The sequence below is a fragment of the Streptomyces sp. NPDC059037 genome, assembly GCF_042740015.1.
GTDB lineage: Bacteria > Actinomycetota > Actinomycetes > Streptomycetales > Streptomycetaceae > Streptomyces.
The window spans coordinates 1-21,734 of record NZ_JBHYIG010000091.1 but is presented as its reverse complement, the minus strand read 5'-3'; the positions used below and the strand labels follow the sequence as shown (position 1 = coordinate 21,734).

Annotated in this window: 14 protein-coding genes and 2 pseudogenes; 7 read left to right on the top strand and 9 right to left on the bottom strand. The window is 68.5% G+C overall.

Annotated elements, in window-relative coordinates:
• Positions 1-197 precede the first annotated feature (197 nt).
• The gene (gene iscB, locus ACFWY6_RS20200) at positions 198-1,601 is read left to right on the top strand and encodes an RNA-guided endonuclease IscB (protein WP_384692077.1); all 1,404 of its coding nucleotides are present in this window, start codon (positions 198-200) and stop codon (positions 1,599-1,601) included.
• A 51-nt stretch (positions 1,602-1,652) separates the two neighbouring features.
• Positions 1,653-2,228, top strand: a pseudogene (locus tag ACFWY6_RS20195) (SDR family oxidoreductase); the annotation flags it as partial.
• An 88-nt stretch (positions 2,229-2,316) separates the two neighbouring features.
• Here the strand turns inward: ACFWY6_RS20195 and ACFWY6_RS20190 are convergent.
• A complete protein-coding gene (locus ACFWY6_RS20190) occupies positions 2,317-3,201 on the bottom strand; it encodes a recombinase family protein (RefSeq protein WP_384692074.1) in 885 nt (294 codons plus the stop codon).
• Positions 3,202-3,709: 508 nt separating this feature from the next.
• On the opposite strand from ACFWY6_RS20190, the gene ACFWY6_RS20185 reads away from it, so the two are divergent.
• Both ACFWY6_RS20185 and ACFWY6_RS20180 read left to right on the top strand, forming a co-directional pair.
• A complete protein-coding gene (locus tag ACFWY6_RS20185; RefSeq protein WP_384692071.1) occupies positions 3,710-4,561 on the top strand; it encodes a hypothetical protein in 852 nt (283 codons plus the stop codon).
• Positions 4,562-4,656: 95 nt separating this feature from the next.
• Positions 4,657-4,932: a hypothetical protein gene (locus ACFWY6_RS20180; RefSeq protein ID WP_384692068.1), complete on the top strand. Its 276-nt coding sequence runs from the start codon at positions 4,657-4,659 to the stop codon at positions 4,930-4,932.
• Positions 4,933-4,946: 14 nt separating this feature from the next.
• Here ACFWY6_RS20180 and ACFWY6_RS20175 read toward each other — a convergent pair whose 3' ends face one another.
• Entirely contained in the window at positions 4,947-8,087 is a 3,141-nt protein-coding gene (locus tag ACFWY6_RS20175) for a Tn3 family transposase (protein WP_384692065.1), read from the bottom strand.
• A gap of 147 nt (positions 8,088-8,234) precedes the next feature.
• On the opposite strand from ACFWY6_RS20175, the pseudogene ACFWY6_RS20170 reads away from it, so the two are divergent.
• A pseudogene (locus ACFWY6_RS20170) lies at positions 8,235-8,492 on the top strand (dTDP-4-dehydrorhamnose reductase); the annotation flags it as partial.
• Positions 8,493-8,532: 40 nt separating this feature from the next.
• Here ACFWY6_RS20170 and ACFWY6_RS20165 read toward each other — a convergent pair.
• The 7 genes from ACFWY6_RS20165 to ACFWY6_RS20135 form a co-directional block, all read right to left on the bottom strand.
• A complete protein-coding gene (locus tag ACFWY6_RS20165; RefSeq protein ID WP_384692063.1) occupies positions 8,533-10,092 on the bottom strand; it encodes an APC family permease in 1,560 nt (519 codons plus the stop codon).
• Between the two features lie 278 nt (positions 10,093-10,370).
• Complete coding sequence (locus ACFWY6_RS20160; RefSeq protein ID WP_384692060.1) at positions 10,371-11,843, bottom strand: aldehyde dehydrogenase family protein; 1,473 nt, start codon at positions 11,841-11,843, stop codon at positions 10,371-10,373.
• Positions 11,840-13,579 carry an amidohydrolase family protein gene (locus ACFWY6_RS20155; RefSeq protein ID WP_384692057.1) on the bottom strand — a complete coding sequence of 580 codons (1,740 nt, stop codon included), beginning with the start codon at positions 13,577-13,579 and terminating at the stop codon, positions 11,840-11,842. The genes ACFWY6_RS20160 and ACFWY6_RS20155 overlap by 4 nt, the downstream gene beginning before the upstream one ends.
• Before the next feature lie 107 nt (positions 13,580-13,686).
• Positions 13,687-14,814 carry an LLM class flavin-dependent oxidoreductase gene (locus ACFWY6_RS20150; protein ID WP_384692054.1) on the bottom strand — a complete coding sequence of 376 codons (1,128 nt, stop codon included), beginning with the start codon at positions 14,812-14,814 and terminating at the stop codon, positions 13,687-13,689.
• Between the two features lie 125 nt (positions 14,815-14,939).
• The gene (locus ACFWY6_RS20145; RefSeq protein WP_384692052.1) at positions 14,940-15,725 is read right to left on the bottom strand and encodes an SDR family NAD(P)-dependent oxidoreductase; all 786 of its coding nucleotides are present in this window, start codon (positions 15,723-15,725) and stop codon (positions 14,940-14,942) included.
• A gap of 22 nt (positions 15,726-15,747) precedes the next feature.
• Positions 15,748-16,707: an LLM class F420-dependent oxidoreductase gene (locus ACFWY6_RS20140; protein WP_384692049.1), complete on the bottom strand. Its 960-nt coding sequence runs from the start codon at positions 16,705-16,707 to the stop codon at positions 15,748-15,750.
• Positions 16,708-16,878: 171 nt separating this feature from the next.
• Positions 16,879-18,120 (bottom strand): amidohydrolase family protein, encoded by a 1,242-nt coding sequence (locus ACFWY6_RS20135; RefSeq protein WP_384692046.1) that lies wholly within the window; start codon positions 18,118-18,120, stop codon positions 16,879-16,881.
• A gap of 257 nt (positions 18,121-18,377) precedes the next feature.
• On the opposite strand from ACFWY6_RS20135, the gene ACFWY6_RS20130 reads away from it, so the two are divergent.
• Positions 18,378-21,332, top strand: a complete 2,955-nt coding sequence (locus tag ACFWY6_RS20130) for a BTAD domain-containing putative transcriptional regulator (RefSeq protein ID WP_384692043.1) — start codon at positions 18,378-18,380, stop codon at positions 21,330-21,332.
• A 194-nt stretch (positions 21,333-21,526) separates the two neighbouring features.
• Positions 21,527-21,691, top strand: a complete 165-nt coding sequence (locus tag ACFWY6_RS20125; protein WP_384692040.1) for a hypothetical protein — start codon at positions 21,527-21,529, stop codon at positions 21,689-21,691.
• The last annotated feature ends 43 nt before the right edge of the window (positions 21,692-21,734 follow it).

Here is a 21,734-nt window from a genome sequence, read left to right as displayed (position 1 = left end):
CCCACCCCGCTGTGCTTCCTCAGCAGCGGGCCCTGGAATCCGTGGCAGCAGACACCCCTTCGGGAGAGGCCGAAACGGGCCATGGACCCCTCGTTTCCCCGCGAGGCACTGGTGCGGTCCAAGGGCGAGGGGAGACTTCCGGCGGCGGCACCCGCCACCGGAGGCGTCACCCTGCAGCCGGGAGATCCGGCCAGGGAGTGATCGAGGACCGTGAGGTCCTCACCAGCCGCTCACACACCAGCGGCGGCACCGGCATCGGCGAGCAGCGAGTCTTCGTCCTCGATCGGCATGGGAAGGCACTCATGCCCTGCCATCCAGCGCGGGCGCGGACGTTACTGGACCGCGGGCGAGCACGCGTCGCTCGCCTCGCCCCGTTCACCATCCGCCTCATCGACCGCACCCTCGCGGAGTCCGAGGTCGATGGCGTACAACTCCGGATCGATCCCGGCAGCAAGGCCACGGGAATCGCGCTCACGGACGAGAAGCAGGAGGTCCGGCCCGGCGGCCCTCCCGCGACAGTGCGGCGCGGGCTCGCATCCGTCGAGCTACGACATCGCGGCGCACAGATCAGGGCCAAGATGCACAGGCGCGCGACCCTGCGGCACCGTCGGCGCACCGCCAACCTTCGTCACAGAAAGCCCCGTTTCCACAACCGGAGCCGGTCGCCCGGCTGGCTCCCGCCGTCCCTTGCGCATCGAGTGGACACCACTGTCTCTCAAGTGGCCCGGCTGATGCGGCTGGCGCCGGTCACCGAGATCCACATCGAGCAGGCCGCCTTCGACGTCCACGCCAACAGTGCGGACGGGCCGCTCGAGGGGACCGACTACCAGCGGGGAACCCTGGCGGGATCCGAAGTGCGCGAGTACCTGCTGGAGAAATGGCAGCGAGCCTGCGCCTACTGCGGCGTGACCGACGTACCCCTGGAGGTCGAGCACATCCGGCCCAGCGCCCGGGGCGGAACCGACCGCATCAGCAACCTCACGCTCTCCTGCCGCCGCTGCAACCGGGCCAAGAACACCACAGCGGTCGCCGACTTCCTGGCCGACCGCCCAGAGGTAGCAGCGAAGATCGCACGCCAGGCACGCACTCCCCTGACCGACGCCGCCGCCATGAACACCACCCGGTGGCGCCTGCGGAGCCGGCTTGCCGAGCTCGGCCCTCCCGTCACCGGCTGGTCAGGCGGCCGCACGAAATTCAACCGGACCCGGTCCGGCCTGCCGAAAACCCACACCCTGGACGCGCTCTGCGTGGGGGAACTGAGCGAGGAGACGTACGTCGTACGCCACCCGGTACGCCCACTGATCATCACCTGCCACGGCCGCGGCATCTACCAACGCACCCTGACGGACGCCTACGGCTTCCCACGGCAGCGAAGGCCACGCACCAAGCGCCACTTCGGCTTCACCACCGGCGACCTCGTCACTGCCCAGGTCCCCAAGGGGAAGAAGGCCGGCCACCACAGGGGCCGCCTCGCCGTACGCAGCGACGGCTACATGAACATCCGGACCACAACCAAGCTGGTGACCGCCATCCACCACCGCCACATCCGCCTGCTCCAACGCGGCGACGGCTACAGCTACGCCCTGGGTGGCGAAGTCTGAGCAATTGCAAGTCAGTTGGAGCAATACAGGACTCCCCTACTGTGTCGCGTCATGACGATCCTGATCATCGGTGGTAGTGGGTTCCTGGGCGCCGAGCTGGTCCGCCAGGCGGCAGCAGCCGGGCACGTGACGGCCGCGACCTTCGCGACCAGGCCCAGCAGCATTCCGAAGGTCACGTGGCACGCCCTCGACCTGCGGGACCCCGCGCGCGCTGAAGCAGTCTTGGCCGAGGTCGGCCCGCGCATCGTCATCAACGCGTCGAGCGGCAAAGCCGACTGGGCGGTCACGGCCGAGGGACCGGTCCGCCTGGCGATGGCAGCGGCCAAGTACGGCTGCCGCCTGGTCCATGTATCCAGCGACGCGGTGTTCTCCGGCGCCCGAGTCCACTACGACGAATGCTGCCTCCCCGACCCTGTCACCCCCTACGGCGCAGCGAAGGCCGCAGCGGAGACAGGAGTCCGCCTCGCATACCCGGAAGCCGTCATCGCTCGCACATCGCTGATCATCGGCGACCGGCAGTCTGCGCATGTACGCGCGGTGCACGACCTCGCGGGCGGTACGCGCGACGGCGTCCTGTTCACCGACGACATCCGCTGTCCCGTGCACGTATCCGACCTGGCCGCCGCCGGCCTTGGGGACCAACGGAACAGCCAGTATCGGTGAGATTGATCTTGAACGGTGAGAGGGCCCTGGCGGGTGCCATCTGCGGGCGCGGTCACGCGCTCCCTGGCTGCTCGACCTCGGCGAACGCCCGGTAGAGCGAGGCGACGGAGGGGTGCTTGTCCTTGTTCTTGCCGGTCTTGATGGTGAGCTTCTTCGCGATGTCGGGGACGGGGACGCCCTTGTCCTTGAGTGCGAGGGCGAAGGTGAGCATGTCGTCGTCGATGACCTTGGGCCGTCCGCCGTGGTTGCCCTTCTTCGCCGCGCTGACCTGGCCTTCGAGGGTCTTCTCGCGGATGTAGTTGCGCTCGATCTGCCCGGCGACGGCGAGCACGGCGAAGAACATGGCGCCCATGCCGTTGGGGTCGTAGATCCCGGTGAGCGGGCCGGTGAGGAGTTCGAGCTGGATGCCGCCGGCCTGGAGCTCGCCGGACAGCGTCATCAGCTCGGCGGCGTTCCTCGCCAGGCGCTTGAGTTCGTGGACAGTGAAGATGACCGGGGTGTCGGGGGCGGCCTCCTTGAACTGGTGGGCCAGCTTGAGCGCGGCCTCCAGCTCGGGCCGCACCTTGATCCGGGTGCTGATCTGCTCGGAGAAGACCTTGTGGCAGTCGGCCGCGTGGAGGGCTTCGAGCTGGCTCGCCAGCTCCTGGCGGGCCGTCGACGTGCGGGCGTACCCGATACGGATCGCCTTCTGGGTGCGCTGCGCGGGCACTGCGGCGGGCGCGGGCCCCTGCTTCCAGGGGCGGCCGGGCGAGCGGTCGGCGGGGACGGGCACGTCAAGTTCCTCGCGCAGCGCGGCGATGAGGACGAAGCGCGGGGTGTGGTACTTCGTCGCGGTCTTCCCGCCGCGGGTGCGGCACGCGCTCCCGGCGGGCACTTCGCACTTCGGGCAGTCGTTGCGTTCTACCGCGTCTGCGGCTTGATCGGGCGTCAGATCCACACGATCAGTGTCGCAGAAGGTGTCTCGCAGAACGCCTGAGTTCTGAGAGGACTTCTGCGAAGCGCGACCTGCGGAAACGCGATCACTCCGGGGGCTCTCGCAGAACTCGCACAGATGGTCAATTATGAGAATGACGCTGCGTCACCACGACTACGGACTGACGTGATCCGCGGCTCGGGCAACTTCGGTTGAGACTCCGCCGGACACCTGCGGCACCACCGTACGGTGGTCTGATGTTCGCTAGCTACCACCGAACGAGGGGTCCACTGGCGCGGGCCAAAGAGGCAACGGGATGATCTTGAAGGACTGGCGGGCCTACTGAGGCGCCGAGATCGCCGCGGCATATACGTCGTGCTCTCGGTGATGGCGGTAGCACGGGTCTTCGGCACAAGCCACGGTGGTGCTCCCTTTCTGGGGAGATGGGTACAGCTGATCGATTCAGGACAACTTCGGGTGGAGAGCAGGGAAGGCGTGTACCTGTCCGTACACGGGCGGGGATGCTGACGGCATGACAACTTTTCCCGGGGGAATCTTCACGATCGTCAACGACGACACCGGCCGCGCCGTCCGCACCTGGCTCGGGGCGACCAGGCAGGTGGGGCAGAGAGACCTCAAGGACGGGACCGACCATCTGGATGACTGGAGCGGCAAGAGCAACCCTGTGTACGTGAGCGCCAAGCCAGGTCTGGGGCTGGGGGCGGCGGACGGCACGGTCGGGACCGCGTGGCGGTTCACGGGCAACAAGGACGGGGGCAAGATCGTCAGCTACCCGGTCAGCGAGTACCAGAACATCGGCGACTACTGCGTGTGGATGGGGAAACCCGACAGAGATACCGCGGACGTCGCGCAGACCATGATGAAGCGCCTGGAGCTGCTGACGGACATGTCAGCGGATCTCAAGAAGAAGCTTGACCCGCTGGTGCAGTCCGCCCACGAGATCATCACCAGTGACCCGCGGAACACTCTGAAGAAGGATCTTTCCGCGGAAGACTTCGCAAAAACGTGGAACGTGCTGTGCGCGTTGCACGACGAGGACAACCCCCGGCTGGGGGAGGACGCAACTGCCGCGGTCAAGGCCTACCTGGACGCGGTCGCGAAGGAAGGGGTGCGCCTGCCGGACGGGTCCAGCATGCGGGGGCCCACATACCTCCGAGGCACCGGCGCAGAGCGCTACGACAACAGCTACTGGTGGGTGTACGACGGCACCTACATCTACAGCGCGGACCACCGGTGCGAGGAGCCGGAGCTGACCTACTGGACCGACAACGGCGGCTCGCTGGTGGGTATGGCCAAGCAGGAGATCGCGAAGGGCTCCGGCCAGACCTGGACCGCCGTCCGGTGGACGCCGCCGGCCTCCTGAACCAGGATTCCCCGGCCAGGCCGGTCGCGCTGGCCGCGGCGATCTTGGCGCCTCAGTAGGCCCGCCAGTCGTTCGAGATCATCCCCGTTGCCTCTTTGACCCGTATCTCGTCAGACCCTGAGAAGGCCGAAGGCCAGCACCCGGGCCTCCTCCAGGAGGTCGAGGACGAGCTGTTCTCGATGTACAGCGGCACCGACCTGGAGACCGAGGCCGGTGCCAAGGTCGCCCTGGCCCGCTTCGAGTTCGACGCCTTCACCTTCGACACCAGCGACTGGGGCTGGCAGGAGTACGACTACTGGTTCGTGTACTCCTGCCACGCGCTGGCCTGGGCTGTCGCCCAGTACGACACCGCGCTGGTGCCCGCCGGCTGACCCGCACCACGGTTTCAGTCCTCCGCTCCGTCGTCATCGTCGTCAAGGTCGGGGGCGTCCGGGTCGCGCAGCGGCCGCAGCGCGCCGGCCGACGGGGTGGAGGCCCGGAAGTTGTAGCGGCCCAGGCAGTTGAGGTTCTTGTGCTTGAGCGGGGACAGCCGCGCGGCGTCCTCGTCCTTGATGTCGTGGCCCTCGGCCCGCAGCTGGGCGACGGCGGCGTCGATGTAGCGCGTCGTCCAGAGCACGACGGCGTTCAGGACCAGGCCGAGCGCGCCGAGCTGGTCCTCCATGCCGTCCCGGTACGCCTGGTGGATGGTGCCCTTCTTGCCGTGGCAGATGTCGCGGGCGCGCTTGTGGCGGGACTCCTGGACGGTGAGCTGCTTGTGCATCTGCCTGCGGTACGTGTCGTCCATGGGGTCGACGACCGCGAGCAGGTGCAGGGTCTTGGCGATCCGGCCGTACTCGGCGAACGCGGCGCCCAGCGGGGTGGGGTGGCCCTCGCGGCCGAACATCCGCAGCAGGTCATACGCCCTCACCTGGTTGGTGACCAGGGAGCCGGCCACGCGGAGCATATCCGGCCAGTGCGTGATCACCTTCTTCACGTTGACCTTGTTGCGGGCGATCTCCTCCAGCGGCCCGTACCCGCCCGCCGTCTCGGCGCCGGGCATCTGAGCCTTCCAGAACCTCTGGTCCTCAAGGTCCTTGAAGCGCGGGGAGAAGCGGTAGCCGAGCATCTTGAAGATGCCGAAGACCATGTCGGAGTAGGAGGCGTTGTCGGTGGCGACCATCTCCGGCTTCACCCCGCCGTCCAGGTTCAACAGCGCGTCCAGGATGAACAGGGAGTCGCGCGGGGTACCCGGGACGACCATCTGCCCGATGCCGATGACCTGGTCATTGATCGCGTTGAGCCAGGTGATGCCCTTCTTCTTCGCGAAGTACTTGGGGCTGGGGGCGGCGTTGATGGTGCGCACGGGGACGACGAAGCGCAGGCCGTCGACGGAGGCGAGCAGTCCCTGGCCCCAGAACTTCACGATCGGCACCTTCGCCTGGGCCTCGATCAGGGCGGCGTTCGCTGCCCTGATGGTGTCCTCGCGCAGGTAGTACTGGTCGACGTGGACGAGGCGGGAGCGGGTGAGGGCCTCGTAGTTCGGGTTGACGACCGGGGTCATGCCGATGTTGCACGCCTCGCTCACCAGCAGTGCGACCATCGAGGTGGTGAGGTCGTTCATGCGGGTCTTGCCGTCGCCCAGGTGCACGAAGGTGTCCAGGAACCCCGTCCAGGAGTGCACCTCGAACAGCAGGTCCGGCAGGTCGATCTTCGGGAGCATCTTCTCGACCCGCTCACGCAGCCACTTCAGCGACTTCGGCTCACCCAGCGCGTGGAGCTTCTCCACATTCAACTTCGCCCGCCCGTTGGGCTGCACCTCGATGCTGATCTTCGCGTCCGTGCCGGCCTCCTCCAGGCGCTCGGACATCTGCTTCCACGTCGCGTCCAGCACGGCGATCAGCTCGCCCAGGTGCTGCTCGGCGTCGTCAGTCAGGCTCAGCCCCGCCAGGACGTCCTCGCGCACCGCCTCCCAGCCCTTGCCCTGCAAGAGGCGGGCGCGCGGGTCGGACCAGCGGTGCGAGGGCTTGGCGAAGATGTCGCGGCGCTTGAGCGCACGGAAGAGCTGCTCCAGCACGCACACCACGTACGCGTCGCGGTCCACCGCCCCCTGGGGCAGCTCGGCGTTCGCGTACACCGCCTTGCGCCAGTGCGGCGGCACCAGCTTGTCGTCGACCTCCCGCGGCAGCAGCGGCTTCTCCTCCACCCTGCGGCGCGACAGGGCGGGCAGCCTCTTCACCCCGGTCAGGATGCGCTTGCCGCCGGTCGCCGCGTCCAGCGCCTTCGAGTCGCCCAGCAGCGTCAGGAACGGCTTGACGGTGTTGTAGCGCAGCGCCAGCGCCCCGCGCAGCGCCGTCTCGGCCGTGTCGTCGTCCTCCGGCACCAGGCTCACCACCACGCTCGCCGCGCTGGACACCGCCGCCCGCGGCGCGACCTCCTCAATCGCCCGCCACAACGCAGCCACGTCCACATCCGCGCCGGTCTGCTCGATGAGCTCCAGCTCGCCGATGAACACCCTCGCCGCCCTGGCCACGATCCTCGACGCCTTCTCCAGCTGCGGCAGCGTCGACAGGCGCTGTTTGTCCGTGGACCGCTTCGCCGTGCTGATCAGCCTCGTTGCCATCAGGATCTCGAAGAGATCGAGGGCGTCGTCGATCGCCTTCGCCTCCAGGTGCCGCATCACCGCGGCCAGCATCGCCGTGCGCTTCGGCTCCGGGGTCCGCTCCAGTTTCGGTGCCTTGGTGCCCAGCCCGTACCGGGCCAGCGCGGAGAGCCGGTTCGGCGGGATCTTGTCGAGCTTCACCCGCCCCAGCTGGAAGGCGGCGATGTCATCGACCCGCTGCAACGCGTTCTTCATCGCGGTGCCCGTGGTCCGTGTCGGCGGCCGACGCATCCGCTCCAGCTCCGAGTACCGCTTGCCCTCCGGCGTCTTCAGCGTGGCCACCAGATCCCCGGGCAGGGCCGCATTCGCCCGCCTCACCTCCTTGGCGACCACCGCATGCAACCGGTCCTCCGCCATGCCGCGGACCTCGGCGACCTGCCGGGCCAGCACCGACACCCCGGGCAGCAGCACCCGGTTCTTCCGCAGCCAGCCCACCGAATGATCGAACAGCGCCTTCGGCCCCTCCGAGTGCGCCGTCCACGCCCGACCGTGCAGGAACGCCCTGAACTTTCGGCCCCACTCGTGGTCCTCGTACAGGTGGTAGCCGTACGCGTCCCGGATCTCCCACGCGTGGTCGTACACCGTCTGACGCCGGTCGGTGTACCGCTTCACGCACGAGGCGTCCTCGATCCCCAGCTGCTCGGCCAGGTGCTCCACCACCGGCCACGGCACGTCCAGCGGATCCTCGCCCAGGAACAGCCCCACATAGCGCACTGTGCACATCTGAAGCGCGAACCCAAGCTGATGATGCTGCGTACGCCGCAGCGCGATCAGATCCCGGTCCACATCGTCCAGGAAGAAGAAGCGTTCCAGCTCGGGCTTCGTCGGCTCCTCGGCGAACTTCCCGTACGCCTCAGCTTGCTCGTCAGTTAAGAATTCCACCGGCATGCAGCGGACGTAACCACCCGGCACACGCGACCGTGGATCTTTTGCCCGAACACCCGCACAGAACAGATCGCTTGTGCTAGCGGATCACAGCGACGTGACCATGATCGTTCTCACCGATACTGGCTGTTCCGTTGGTCCCCAAGGCCGGCCGCCCTGCTGGAACTCGCATCCGGAGAGGCGAACGGCGTTCACCATCTGGCAGGAGCCGACGCCGTGAGCCGTCACGAACTCGGAATCCTCATCGCCAAGCGCGACGGGCTCGACACCTCCCGGCTGCCTGCGGGACTACGGGTCAATAGCGCCCTTCCCGGGGCGCTCGACGTCCGCCTCAACAGCCGGGCCACCCAGCACAGGCTGAGCACCACGTTGCGCGGCGCTCGCCAGTTCCTCGCCCTGGACGCTTAGTGCCCCTCGAAGCGGCACGAGCCCGCCGCTCCACCTCCGGTCAGTCCGCGACGACCAGCGTCGGGGTGTCGCGCTTCAGTACCTCGCCCCGGAAGAACGCCGGGCTCTTGCGGCCCATCACCAGCATGATCACCACGCCGAGGAGCAGCAGGCCCACCCCGATCACGAAGACCGAGCCGACGCCGAAGACCGAGGAGCCGCTGCCGTACTCCGGGTTCCACATGTCGATCAGGGTCTTGGCGAAGACGCCGGTCAGGAGGATGCCGCCGAGGGTCGGGAGCAGGCCCTTGAAGACGAAGTCCCGTACGGAGCCGAAGAGGTCGCGGCGGAAGTACCACACGCAGGCGAAGGCCGTCAGCGCGTAGTAGAAGCAGATCATGAGGCCGAGGGCGTAGATCGTGTCGACCAGGACGTGCTCGGAGACCAGCGTCATGACCGTGTAGAAGACCGCCGTCGCGATGCCCGCCATGACCGTCGCGCGGCCAGGGGTCTTGAAGCGCGGGTGGACGCGTGCGTACGACTTCGGGAGCGCCTCGTACGCGGACATCGCCAGGACCGTGCGTGCCACCGGGATGAACGTGGTCTGCAGGCTCGCCGCCGCCGACGCGAGGACCGCGACGAAGAGCAGGATGCCGAGGGTCGGCCCCATCACCGGGCCCGCCAGTACGGCGAAGACGTTGTCGGAGGTGTCGGGGTTGGCGAGGCCGAGGCCCTTGGTGCCCGAGCCGACCACCATCTGCGCGGCGACAGCCGTCGCGAGGTAGGAGCCCACGAGCACGACCATCGCGATGAGCGCGGCGCGGCCGGGGGTCTTGTCGCTGCCGGTCGTCTCCTCGTTGGCGGCCAGGCAGGCGTCCCAGCCCCAGTAGATGAAGATCGCGAGCGAGAGGCCCGCGGTGAAGGAGGAGAACGACTTCACCGCGAACGGGTTCAGCCACGACCAGGAGAAGTCCTGCGACAGGGGGAACTCTGCGCTGCCCGCCTTCTGGAACGCCATCACCACGAAGATCGCGAGTACGACCAGCTGCAGGCCGACCAGCGCGTACTGCACCCCCTTCGTAGCCGTCATCCCCCGATAGCTGATGGCGGTCGCCGCCGCGATCAGGGCGAGGCACGTGAGGATGTGGACGGCCTTGTTGTCGTCCAGGGCGGCGACGGAGTCGCTGCTGGTGATTTCCCCGGCCAGGAGCCAGAAGTACGAGGTCGCGACGCCTGCCAGGTTCGAGAGGACGATGATCGTCGCGATGACCAGGCCCCAGCCGCACATCCAGCCGATCCGCGGGCCGAAGGCCTTGACGGTCCAGGTGAAGGACGTGCCGCAGTCGGGCATGGCCTTGTTGAGCTCGCGGTAGGCGAAGGCCACCAGGAGCATCGGCAGGAAGCCCGCGAGGAAGACCGCGGGCATGGCCAGACCGACCTCGCCGGCCGTGGAGCCGAGGGTCGAGGTCAGGCAGTAGACGGGGGCGACGGTCGAGATGCCGATGACGGCGCTGCCCATGAGGCCCACGGAGTTCCCGCCGAGGCCTTTGGCGCGTACGCCCCCGTCGGGGGCGCCGCTTACCGTGTCTCCGGCCTGGGGCCGTACGTCCAACTGGCTCATGAACAGGACGTTAAGTCCTGCGGTTTCCATATCCGGAGGGGTGAGGTCCGGATCTTTCGACTTCCAATCGATGGATGAATCGGTCAGGCGCCATCGATTGATTGACCTCTCAACCGAACCGGTCGGTCATTGCCAGGCAAATCTCGGGCCGTCCGATATACGGGAACCGCAGCACTGCCCGTTTTGCCCCGTTTCAAAATTTTCCCGAGCGTCATCTCACACTTCACATAACGGATATTTTGCGGGACACTTACGGCCGCTTTCCGCCGTTTCGGCCCTCATCCCGGCCAGACGATCGACTGCAGCTCGCTGTACGCGTGCAGCGCGTACGACCCCACGTCCCGGCCCACCCCGCTCTTCTTGAACCCCCCGAACGGCGCCTCCATGTTCCGCCCGATGGTGTTCACGCCGACCCCGCCCGCCCGCAGCCGCCGCGCGACCCGGAAGGCGCGGGCCACGTCCGCGGACCAGACGTAGTCGATGAGGCCGTAGTCGCTGTCGTTGGCGAGGGCGATGCCTTCTTCCTCCTCGTCGAAGGGGACCACCACGACCACCGGGCCGAAGATCTCCTCCCGCACCACCCGCATGTCGTTCGTGCAGTCCGCGAGCAGCGTCGGCGCGACATAGAAGCCGCGGTCGAACGCCGGGCGCTCGCCGCCCGCCACCACCCGCGCGCCCTCCTTGCGGCCAAGCTCCACGTACGACTCGATGCGGTCCCGGTGCGCGGACGAGATCACCGGGCCGACGATCGTGCCCTTCTCCCGCGGATCGCCGACCTTCATGTAGCCGATGTATCCCGTCAGCTTCTCGATGAGGGCTTCGTACACCGCGCGGTGCGCGATCACTCGCGTCGGGGCCGTGCAGATCTGTCCGCTGTAGAAGGCGAACGTCGTCCCGATCCCCGCCACCGCCGCGTCCAGGTCCGCGTCGTCGAAGACGAGCGCCGCGCCCTTGCCGCCCAGCTCCATCAGCTGCCGCTTCATGTCGCGGCCGCACACCTCGGCGATGCGCTGCCCGACCGACGTCGAGCCGGTGAAGCTGACCATGTCGACGTCCGGCGAGTCGACGGCCGCCTCGCCCACTTCCGGGCGCGCGCCCGACACCACGTTCACCACGCCCGCCGGCGCCCCCGCCTCCTCCAGCGCGGCCGCCATCCGGTACACCGAAAGCGGGTCCTGCGGCGCGGGCTTCACCACGACCGTGTTGCCCATGGCCAGGGCGGGCGCGACCTTGCCCGCGGGATTGGCCCAGGGGTTGTTGTACGAGGTGATGCAGGTGACGACGCCCACCGGCTGGCGCACGGCGAGCGCCCCGAGGACGCCGGCCCTGCCCATCGGCCCGGCTTCACTGATCTGCGGAGGCAGAGCCGTCTCGACCGGCTCCATGGCCCCCTTCGCGTACCGCTTGAAGCGCGCCACCGACACCGCGACCTGCATCCCGCGCGCCGTCCCGGTCGTCGCGCCGCTCTCGGCCTGGGCGAGTTCGGCGTACGACGCGAAATCGCGCTGCATGATCGCCGCGGCCCGGTCGAGGACCGTGGCCCGCTCCTCGGGTGTCGTGCGCGACCACGTGGCGAAGGCCTCCCGGGCGGCGGTCGCCGCCTGGTGCACCTGCGCGCGGCTCGCCTCGGGGGCCAGGCCCACGACGTCTTCGGTGGCCGGATTGACGACCTCGTAGTGACCGCCGCCGGGCTCTGTCCACTCGCCGCCGATGAACAGCCGCTGCTCGCCGGGGAGTTCGGAGTCCGTCACTTGGTGCTCACCGTCCTGGTGTCCCGGCCCGACCGGAGCACCGTGCCGGGGGTCGCGCCCGTCACCTGGTCCTCACGGATGGTCTCGACGCCGTTGACCCACACCGCGTTGATGCCGATCGCCTTCGAGTCGAGGCGCGGACTGTCCCCCGGCAGGTCGTGCACCAGGGTCGCCTTGCCCGCGTCGATGCGCTCGGGGTCGAAGAGGACGAGGTCGGCGTGGAAGCCCTCCTGGATGCGCCCGCGGTCCCGCAGCCCGAAGAGCTGGGCGGGATCGTCGGTGAGCATCTTCACCGCTTCTTCGAGGCCGACCAGTTTCCGCCCCCGCAGACAGTCCCCGATGAACCGCGTCGTGTACGGGGCGCCGCACATCCGGTCCAGGTGCGCGCCCGCGTCGGAGCCGCCCAGCATGACGTCCTCGTGCTGCCAGGCCTCCTGGCGCAGGGCCCACGATTCGGGGTCGTTGTCGGAGGGCATGGGCCACAGGACCGTACGCAGCTCGTCGTTGGCGCAGATCTCGACGAGACACTCGAAGGCCTCCTGCCCGCGCTCGGCGGCGATGTCGCGGACGACCCGCCCCGTCAGCCCTTCGTTCTCCTTCGAGTACGTGTCTCCGATGACGTACCGGTCGAAGTGCGCGAGCCGCCGGAAGACCCCGGCCTCCTTGCTGTCGGCGCGCCGCAGCATCTCGGCCCTGACATCCGGGTCGCGCAGCCTGGCGATGCGCTCGGGGACGGGCAGGCCGAGGACGTCTCCCCATCCGGGGATCAGATTCAGGGCGCAGAAGGTGCCGAGGGACATGTTCATGGGGGTGAGGATCGGCATGGTGAGGGCGACGATGCGGCCGCCCGCCTTGCGGGCGCGCTCGCTGGGGATCAGCTGGCGCGGCACGCGCTCGGGCACGGCGGAGTCGATGGTGAGGACGTTCCAGTTGAGCGGCCGCCCGGCGGCCGCGCTCATGTCGACGAACAGGTCGATCTCATCATCACTGAACTGATCCAGACACCCCGCGACGATGGCTTCGAGCTGCGTGCCCTCGTGCTCGGCGACGGCCCGGCTGAGCGCGAGCAGCTCATCGGGGGTCGCGTGCCGGGACGCCACCGGCTGCCCGTCGCCGTCCGAGTGGGTGGAGGACTGGGTGGTGGAGAGCCCCCAGGCGCCGGCGTCCATGGCGTCGTGGAAGAGGCTCAGCATCTCCTCCAGCTGCGCGGGGTTCGGCTGACCGCCGACCGCGTCCGCGCCCATGACGTACCGGCGCAGTGCGCAGTGCCCCACCATGAAGCCCGCGTTGACGGCGACGCGCCCCTCCAGGGCGTCGAGATACTCCCCGAACGAGCTCCACGACCAGGGCGCGCCCTCTTCGAGCGCGACGAGCGACATGCCCTCGACCTTGGACATCATCCGTCGTGTGTAGTCGGCGTCTTCGGGCCGTGCCGGGTTCAACGGGGCAAGCGTGAAGCCGCAGTTGCCGCCGGCGACGGTGGTGACGCCGTGGTTGAGGGAGGGGGTGGCGTACGGGTCCCAGAAGAGCTGGGCGTCGTAGTGCGTGTGGGGGTCTACGAATCCGGGGGCCAGGACGCGGCCGCGGGCGTCTTCGCTGGACGCGGCCGACTCGGTGACGGTGCCGGGTTCGGCGATGACGGCTATGCGCCCGCCCCGGATGCCTACGTCGGCGACGCGTGCGGGGGCTCCGGTCCCGTCGACGACGGTCGCGCCCTTGATGAGGTGATCAAGCATGACGGTACGAGTCCCCCTTCGGGGCAATCGGGTGGGCGGGAAAAATCAAAGAGGGCGCCCCGACCTCCGTCCGGGAAGGGAAGGCCGGGGCAGTCACAAGGGCCGGCTCAACCGCCGGAGGCACCCCGCATGCGCGTGGTGCGGTGCACAGGATCCGTGTCGATCTTCGGGATCACATGCTCACCGATCAGCTTGATCGTGTTCTTCGTGTCCTCCGGCGAGATCCCGATGGGCAGCCCGAAGGAGAGCTGATCGGCCCCCGCCTGCTCCCACCGCTTGCACTGCGTGAGCACCTCGTCCGGGTCGCCGCAGATCATCAGCTCCTCGGCGATGAGCAGCTCGATGATCTCCTCGCTGTACTCGGGAAGCAGCTCGGGCCACTCCGGGATGCCCTCGGGCCGCGGGAAGGTGTCGTGGTACCGGAAGAGCAGCGACTGCAGGTAGTTGAGACCCCCGCTCACCGCGATCTCGACCGCCTTCTTGTGCGTCTCCGCACAGATCGCGGTCGACGTCACCATCACGTTGTCGTTGACGAAGGCCCCGACCGGCTCGGCGTCCTTCACGGCCGTCTTGTACGACTCGAGGACCCACTCCATGTCGGAGACCTTCTGCACGCTGAAGCCCAGGACCCCGAGCCCTTTCCCTCCTGCCATCGCATACGAAGGGGGGGACCCGGCGGCGTACCACATGGCAGGGTGGGACTTCCCGTAAGGCTTGGGAAGCACCTTCCTCGGCGGCAGGGACCAGTGCTTGCCCTGGAAGCCGACGTACTCGTCCTGGAGCCACATCTTGGGGAACTCGGCGATGGTCTCTTCCCAGAGTTCCTTGGTGTGGTTCATGTCGGTGATCCCCGGCATGAAGCCCAATATCTCGTGCGACCCGGCGCCGCGCCCCGACCCGAACTCGAAGCGTCCTTCGGAGAGATGGTCGAGCATGGCGACCTTCTCGGCGACCTTGACCGGGTGGTTCACCGGGGCCAGCGGGTTGAAGATGCCGGAGCCCAGATGGATGCGGTCGGTCGCGTGGGCGAGATAGCCGAGGAAGACGTCATTGGCGGAGAGGTGCGAGTACTCCTCCAGGAAGTGGTGCTCGGACGCCCAGGCGTACTTGAACCCGGACTTGTCCGCCTGGATGACGTACTCGGTCTCCTCGATGAGCGCCTTGTGCTCGGCTTCGGGGTCGACCTTGGCCCGCTTGGCGGGCACGTATCCCTGTACAAAGAGACCGAATTCCAAGGAGGTTCACCATCCTCGTGAGTTTCCGACGGAGTTTCTGACGCACCGTCAGATCTTGATGGGTCGACTGTTCCACCGGTCGCACGGACCGTCAATACCCGCGACCGCCCCGCACTGACGCATCGTCAGACAATGCTGACCCCCGCCAGCCATCCGCCGTCGATGACGAACGGCTGCCCGGTGATGTACGCCGAGTCCCCGCCGGTGAGGAAGAGCGCGAGCGCGGCCACCTCCTCGGGCTTCCCGATCCGCCCGAGCGGCACGAGCTTCTTGTAGAGCTCGGCGACGGCCTCCCGCGCCTCGGTCGGATCGGCGGTGGGGTCGAGCTGCGCCGGGTTGGTCATCGGGGTGTCGACGGCCCCCGGGCAGACGGCGTTGACGCGGATGCCCTGCCCCGCGAGCTCCATCGCCGCGACGCGGGTGAGCCCGAGGATGGCGTGCTTGGTCGCGGCGTACGCGCCGACATAGGCCATGCCGGTCATCGCCGTGTACGAGGCGGTGTTCACGATGGTGCCGCCGCCGGCCGCCCCGATCTCGGGGGCGACGGTGCGGATACCCAGGAAGCAGCCCACCTGGTTGACCTGGATCACCTGCTGGAATTCCTCCAGCGGCGTGCTGACCAGCTCGTTGAACCGCAGGATCCCGGCGTTGTTGACGAGCCCGTCGATCTTCCCGAACGCGTCCTTGGCGGCGCGCACGGCGGACTGCCAGTCGGCCTCCTGACTGACGTCGAGATGCACGTACCGGGCCGACTCCTCGCCCAACTCCTTGGCGAGCGCCTCCCCTTGGCCGTCGAGCACGTCCCCGATGACGACCTTCGCCCCCTCGGCGGCGAAGAGCCGGGCCTCCTGCTCACCCTGTCCGCGTGCCGCGCCGGTGACGATGACGACGCGCCCGTCCAGCTTGCCCATGCCAGTCTCCTCGGTCGGGTTCTCAGTTGAGGTGCGGAGCGACTTCGGCGGCGAACGCCGCCATCTGATCGGTCAGTTCACTGCGGCTGCGCGAGCGGAACCGCACCTGTATCTGCTGGACGCCCATCGCCCCGTACGCACGCAGCGAATCCGCGAGGGCGTCCGGCTTCCCGCTCAGCGTGCGCCGCCCCACGGACCAGACCGGCTCCCCCACGTACAGCGGCTCGGCGATGGCCCCGACCGTGACCGGTTCCCGCACCCCCGCCTCTTCCCGCAGCCGCCGGAGCCGGGCGATCTGCGCGGGCAGCTTGTCGCGCGGGTCGCCCTGCGGCAGCCACCCGTCGCCCCGCACGGCGGCCCTGCGCACGGCGGCGGGCGACGAGCCGCCGACCCAGACCGGCACGCGCGGCTGCACGGGCCGCGGCTGCTGCCCGAGCCCATCGAAGTCGTAGTACTCACCGTGGTGTTCGGGATACTCGTCCGGGCCGAGGGCGGCCTTCAAGGCATCGATGGTCTCGTCGAGAACGGGCCCGCGCCGCTCGAAGTCGGCCCCGACCGCATCGAACTCCTCCTGTACGTGCCCGGCCCCCACCCCCAGGACGAGCCGCCCGCCGCTGAGCCGGTCGAGGGTGGCGTACTGCTTGGCGCTGATGAGGGGATGCCTCAGGCCCACGACGGCGACGTGACTCATCAGCCGTACGTTCTCGGTGATCCCGGCGAGGAAGGAGAGCGTGGCCACGGGGTCGTACCAGATGGTGCTCATGGCCTCCGCGAGCCGCCGCGGAATGGCCACGTGATCACAACTGGCGATATAGGCGAAGCCACTGCGATCGGCGACGCGGGCGATCTCGGCGAGATCCTCGGTGGTGGCGTCCGCCTCCCACGCCTCCGCGTACATAGCGCTCTGCGACTGGATCGGGAGCTGCATCCCGTACACGAGTCGCCCTTGCGGAAAGCCCTGCGCCATGAGAAGCCCACCCATCCATCTCGATCTGACGGCACGTCACATTCGACGACGCACACATCGTCGTAGCTGACGGACCGTCAGGCAAGAGGTGGGGGCGAACCGTCAGGCACGGGATGGGGGGACGATCGGGGCAAGAAGAAGGGCCCGGCCTCCCCCCACGGGAACGCCGGGCCCTCCCCCACGGCATCACACCCCGGCGGCCCACAACCCCTCACTCGTCAGCCCGAGCAGCTCGATGGCGTTGCCCCGCACGATCCGGTCGACGACGTCCGGCGCGAGGTGCCCCATCTGCGACTCCCCCACCTCCCGGGACTTGGGCCAGGTCGAGTCGGAGTGCGGATAGTCGGTCTCGTACAAGACGTTCCCAACCCCGATCGAGTCGAGGTTCTTCAGCCCGAAGGCGTCATCGAAGAAACACCCGTACACATGCTCCGTGAACAGCTCGGACGGCGGCCGGTGCACCTTGTCGGCGACCCCGCCCCACCCCCGGTTCTCCTCCCACACCACATCCGCACGCTCAAGGATGTACGGAATCCACCCGATCTGCCCCTCCGCATACATGATCTTGAGATTCGGAAACCGCTCGAACTTCCCGCTCATCAGCCAGTCCACCATCGAGAAACAGCAGTTGGCGAAGGTGATGGTCGACCCCACGGCCGGCGGCGCGTCCGCCGACGTACTCGGCATCTTGCTGCTCGACCCGATGTGCATGGCGATGACGGTGCCGGTCTCGTCGCAGGCCCGCAGGAAGGGGTCCCACTCGTCGGTGTGGATGGAGGGCAGCCCCAGATGCGGCGGTATCTCGGAGAACGCGACCGCACGCACGCCGCGCGCCGCGTTCCTTCGCACCTCGGCGGCGGCGAGCTCGGCGTCCCAGAGCGGAATGAGGGTGAGAGGAATCAGACGGCCGTGCGCCTCTGGCCCGCACCACTCCTCCACCATCCAGTCGTTGTACGCGCGCACGCCGAGCAGCCCGAGCTCGCGGTCCTTGGCCTCGGTGAAGGTCTGCCCGCAGAAACGGGGAAACGTGGGGAAACAGAGGGCGGACTGGACGTGATTGACGTCCATGTCGGCGAGCCGGTCCGGGACGCTGAACGACCCCGGCCGCATCTGCTCGTACGTAATCACCTCAAGCTTGATCTCGTCACGGTCATACCCGACGGCGGTGTCGAGCCGGGTGAGCGGCCGATGCAGGTCTTCATAGACCCACCAGTCACCGATGGGCCCTTCGTCCCCCTTCGCCCCCATCACCGGGGCGAACTTGCCGCCCATGAAGGTCATTTCCTTCAGGGGCGCACGGACGATGCGCGGCCCGCTGTCCTGGTACTTCGCCGGGAGACGGTCCCGCCAGACATGGGCGGGCTCAACGGTGTGGTCGTCCACCGAGATGATCCTCGGGAACGTCGGAAGGGTCTCAGTGGTGTCCATGTCGACCACGGTAGCGCTGATCTGACGACCCGTCAGCTCCCTTGCGGGCTCTCTGTACGCCGACGATTCCGCGGGCCGGAGTGCGAGGACCCTGTGAGAGCCGTCTCGCACGGCTGACGTATCCGCCGTGAACAAGGCAAACTGGCGGGGAGCAAGAGCCATGAACGGATAGACGGACGGGAAACGCGGGTAGGGCAGCCCCGCGAGCACAACCAGGCACGGCGACGGCCGGTCACGGCAGGGCAGCAGGGGGAGCGATGGACGGTGTACCGCGAGTACCGGAGCAGCGGCGTCCGGCCCCGGGGAGCACCCCCGAGGTCGAACAGGCGTCGCAGTTCAGCGTGCTCGGGCCTGTACGCGCGTGGCTCGGCGCCGAGCAGCTCTCCATGGGCTCGCCGCAACAGCGCGCCCTGCTCGCGGCCCTCCTCATGCGCGACGGCCGCACGGCCACGGCATCGGAGCTGATCGACGCCCTGTGGGGCGACGAGCCCCCGTCCCAGGCCCTCGCGGCGGTCCGCACGTACGCATCCCGCCTGCGCAAGGTGCTGCCGCCTGGCGTCCTGGTCAGCGAGTCGGGCGGCTACGCGGTGGTGGTGGCCGACGGCGCGCTCGACCTCACCCTCGCCGAGGACCTGTGGGCGGAGGCCGAGAAGGCACGCGGCGTGGGCGACCTGTGCCAGGCCCGCACGCTGGTGAACAAGGCCCTGAGCCTGTGGGACGGCGAACCTCTGGCGAATGTCCCCGGCCCGTACGCGGAGACGCAGCGCGCACGTCTGGAGGAGTGGCGGCTTCAGTTGCTGGAGTCGCGCCTGGACATGGACCTGGAGGTCGGCTGCCACGCGGAGTCGGTCTCGGAACTGACGGCGCTGACGGCGGCGCATCCCCTGCGGGAGCGGCTGCGCGAGCTGCTGATGCTGGCGCTGTACCGCAGCGGGCGCCAGGCGGAGGCGCTTGCGGTGTACGCGGACACGCGCCGCCTGCTGGCCGACGAGCTGGGGGTGGACCCGCGCCCCGGCCTGAAGGAACTGCAGCAACGCATCCTGCAGGCGGACCCGGCCCTCGCGGAACCGTCGGCGGCGGCTCCGGAGCCGGCGGCGGCGGTGGTACGCCCGGCGCAGCTCCCGGCGACGGTCCCGGACTTCACGGGGCGGGCTTCGTTTGTTGATGAGTTGAGCGAGATCCTTTCCTCGGCAGAGGGCCGGGTGATGGCGGTCTCGGCGCTGGCGGGAATCGGAGGCGTGGGCAAGACGACCCTTGCGGTCCACGTGGCCCACGTAACCCGAACCCACTTCCCGGACGGCCAGCTGTACGTGGACCTGCAGGGGGCGGGCGCCCGGGCGGCGGAGCCGGAGACGGTCCTCGGCGCCTTCCTCCGGGCCCTGGGCACTGCGGACTCGGCGATTCCGGATTCACTCGAGGAACGTTCGGCGCTGTACCGCTCGGTCCTTGACGGCCGCCGGGTCCTGGTGGTCCTGGACAACGCGCGGGACGCGGCCCAGGTGAGACCGCTGCTTCCGGGCATGGAGGGCTGCGCGGCGCTGGTGACGAGCCGTATCCGGATGGTGGATCTGGCGGGCGCGCACCTGGTGGACCTGGACGTGATGTCTCCGGAGGAGGCCTTGCTCCTCTTCACCCGAATCGTGGGCGAGGAACGCGTCCAGTCGGAGCGGAAGGCCGCGCTGGACGTGGTGGCGGCGTGCGGCTTCCTGCCGCTGGCAATCCGCATCGCCGCGTCTCGCCTGGCGGCCCGCCGCACCTGGACGGTCTCCACCCTCGCCGCCAAGCTGGCGGACGAGCGCCGCAGGTTGGACGAACTCCAGGCGGGCGACCTGGCGGTGAAGGCGACGTTCGAACTGGGCTACGGCCAACTTGAGCCGGCGCAGGCGCGGGCGTTCCGGCTGCTGGGGCTTGCGGATGGGCCTGACCTGTCCCTGGCGGCGGCTGCGGCGATGCTTGACCTGCCCCTCGAGGACACGGAGGACCTCCTGGAGGCCCTCGTCGACACATCACTGGTGGAGTCGGCGGCTCCGGGGCGGTACAGGTACCACGACCTGGTACGGCTCTACGCGCGTGCTTGCGCTGAGCGGGATGAGCTGCCGCCGAGTGAGCGGGATGCGGCCATGTCGCGGCTGTTGGACTTCTACTTGGCTTCGGCGGCGGAGGTGTACGCGCTGGAGAGGCCAGGAGATCGCCTCGTGGATCACCTGGAGCGGACAGAGAAGGACGGCCTCACCTTCCGAACCCGGGATGCGGCGCTGGACTGGCTGTTCGCGGAGGCAGATTGTCTTCTCGCGTGCGCGCAGCAAACCGCCAAGGGCTCCACGCTGCGGAGGTCGGCGGACCTGCTGATGGCTGCGATGGACCTGGCTGAATCAGGCGCCAACTCCCGCCGTTACGAGATGGCGGCTGCCTCCATCAGCAACGCCGCCAAGGATGCCGACGATCCGTACGCTGAGGGACGCGCACGCACCTTCCTCGCTCATGTACGCAGTCTCACCGGCAAGTTCGCCGAGTCCGACGCCGAAGCCAAGCTGGCCCTGTCCATCGGTCTGTCCACCGGGGACCCGGTGCCAATGAGCCGCACGCCCAATCAGCGAGGCATCATCGCGCTCTATGAACACCGCTACAAGGCTGCACAAGCTCACCTGCAGCAGGCGATCGAGGCGTTCCGCGCCGATGACAACATGCCGGGTGAGGCAAGCGCGCTGTGCAATTTGTCGCGCGTGCAGCTGGAGCTGGGACGGACGGAGAACGCCGTCGAACTCGCGCTCCGGGGTGTCCACATCTACGGCAGCCTCGGAGCCACCCTGAGACTGGCCAACGGCAAGTACGCCCTTGGCCTCGCACTGACTCGAGCGGGCCGCCCTGCCGATGCTCTCGAGCAGCTCACTGACGCACTCAACACATTCCACGAGAGTCGACAGCCGCTCTGGGAAGGCATGGCCCACTACCGCCTCGCAGAAGCCCATTTGGCAGCACAGCGGCCCACCATGGCCGCCACCCATGCCGAGCAGGCTCTTGTACTGAGAGGGATCGGCGGCGACTGGTCACGTGGAAACATGCTGACGGTGCTCGGCAGGGCACTCGACGAGATCGGGCAGACCGTCCGAGCGGAAGCATGCTGGCGCGAAGCCCTCTCCATCTACGAACGGTTGGACTCGGCCGAAGCTGAGGCTGTGCGGTCACTGCTGGCCCCAGTGTCCACTGGCTGAGGGGCACGCGAGCGTTCATCAATCGTTTATCGCGGCCAGGCACTCTCGTGTTTGTCGATCCGTCGCGTCGGGGGGCAGACGGGTCACCGCGACCACACCGCTATGGTGATCGGTCCGAACCGCCCGCCCGGCGGTCACGGGGGAGTCGCCGGGCGGGCCTTCCAGCCCAACGCATCTCACAGGGGAGCGCCTTAATGAGCAACGACGAGAAGTCCACGAAGCCCAAGCCCGTCATCATCGAGCCGCAGGACGAGCACGCGGGCAGCGAGCCCGCCACCACGCTGGACGAGCACGCGGGCAGCCCGAAGCCCACCATCGGCACGAAGGACGAGCACGCGGGCAGCCCGAAGCCCCAGTAGACCTTCTCTCACGGGGGTCGGCCGCGGTGGCGCGGAGGGGGAG

Excerpts from the sequence above, each read along its gene's own strand:
- ACFWY6_RS20175 (WP_384692065.1), bottom strand. The coding sequence starts at position 8,087 with ATGCCGGTGGAATTCTTAACTGACGAGCAAGCTGAGGCGTACGGGAAG.
- ACFWY6_RS20135 (WP_384692046.1), bottom strand. The coding sequence starts at position 18,120 with ATGGACACCACTGAGACCCTTCCGACGTTCCCGAGGATCATCTCGGTG.
- ACFWY6_RS20140 (WP_384692049.1), bottom strand. The coding sequence starts at position 16,707 with ATGGGTGGGCTTCTCATGGCGCAGGGCTTTCCGCAAGGGCGACTCGTG.
- ACFWY6_RS20155 (WP_384692057.1), bottom strand. The coding sequence starts at position 13,579 with ATGCTTGATCACCTCATCAAGGGCGCGACCGTCGTCGACGGGACCGGA.
- ACFWY6_RS20165 (WP_384692063.1), bottom strand. The coding sequence starts at position 10,092 with ATGAGCCAGTTGGACGTACGGCCCCAGGCCGGAGACACGGTAAGCGGC.
- ACFWY6_RS20185 (WP_384692071.1), top strand. The coding sequence starts at position 3,710 with ATGACAACTTTTCCCGGGGGAATCTTCACGATCGTCAACGACGACACC.
- ACFWY6_RS20125 (WP_384692040.1), top strand. The coding sequence starts at position 21,527 with ATGAGCAACGACGAGAAGTCCACGAAGCCCAAGCCCGTCATCATCGAG.
- ACFWY6_RS20145 (WP_384692052.1), bottom strand. The coding sequence starts at position 15,725 with ATGGGCAAGCTGGACGGGCGCGTCGTCATCGTCACCGGCGCGGCACGC.
- ACFWY6_RS20130 (WP_384692043.1), top strand. The coding sequence starts at position 18,378 with ATGGACGGTGTACCGCGAGTACCGGAGCAGCGGCGTCCGGCCCCGGGG.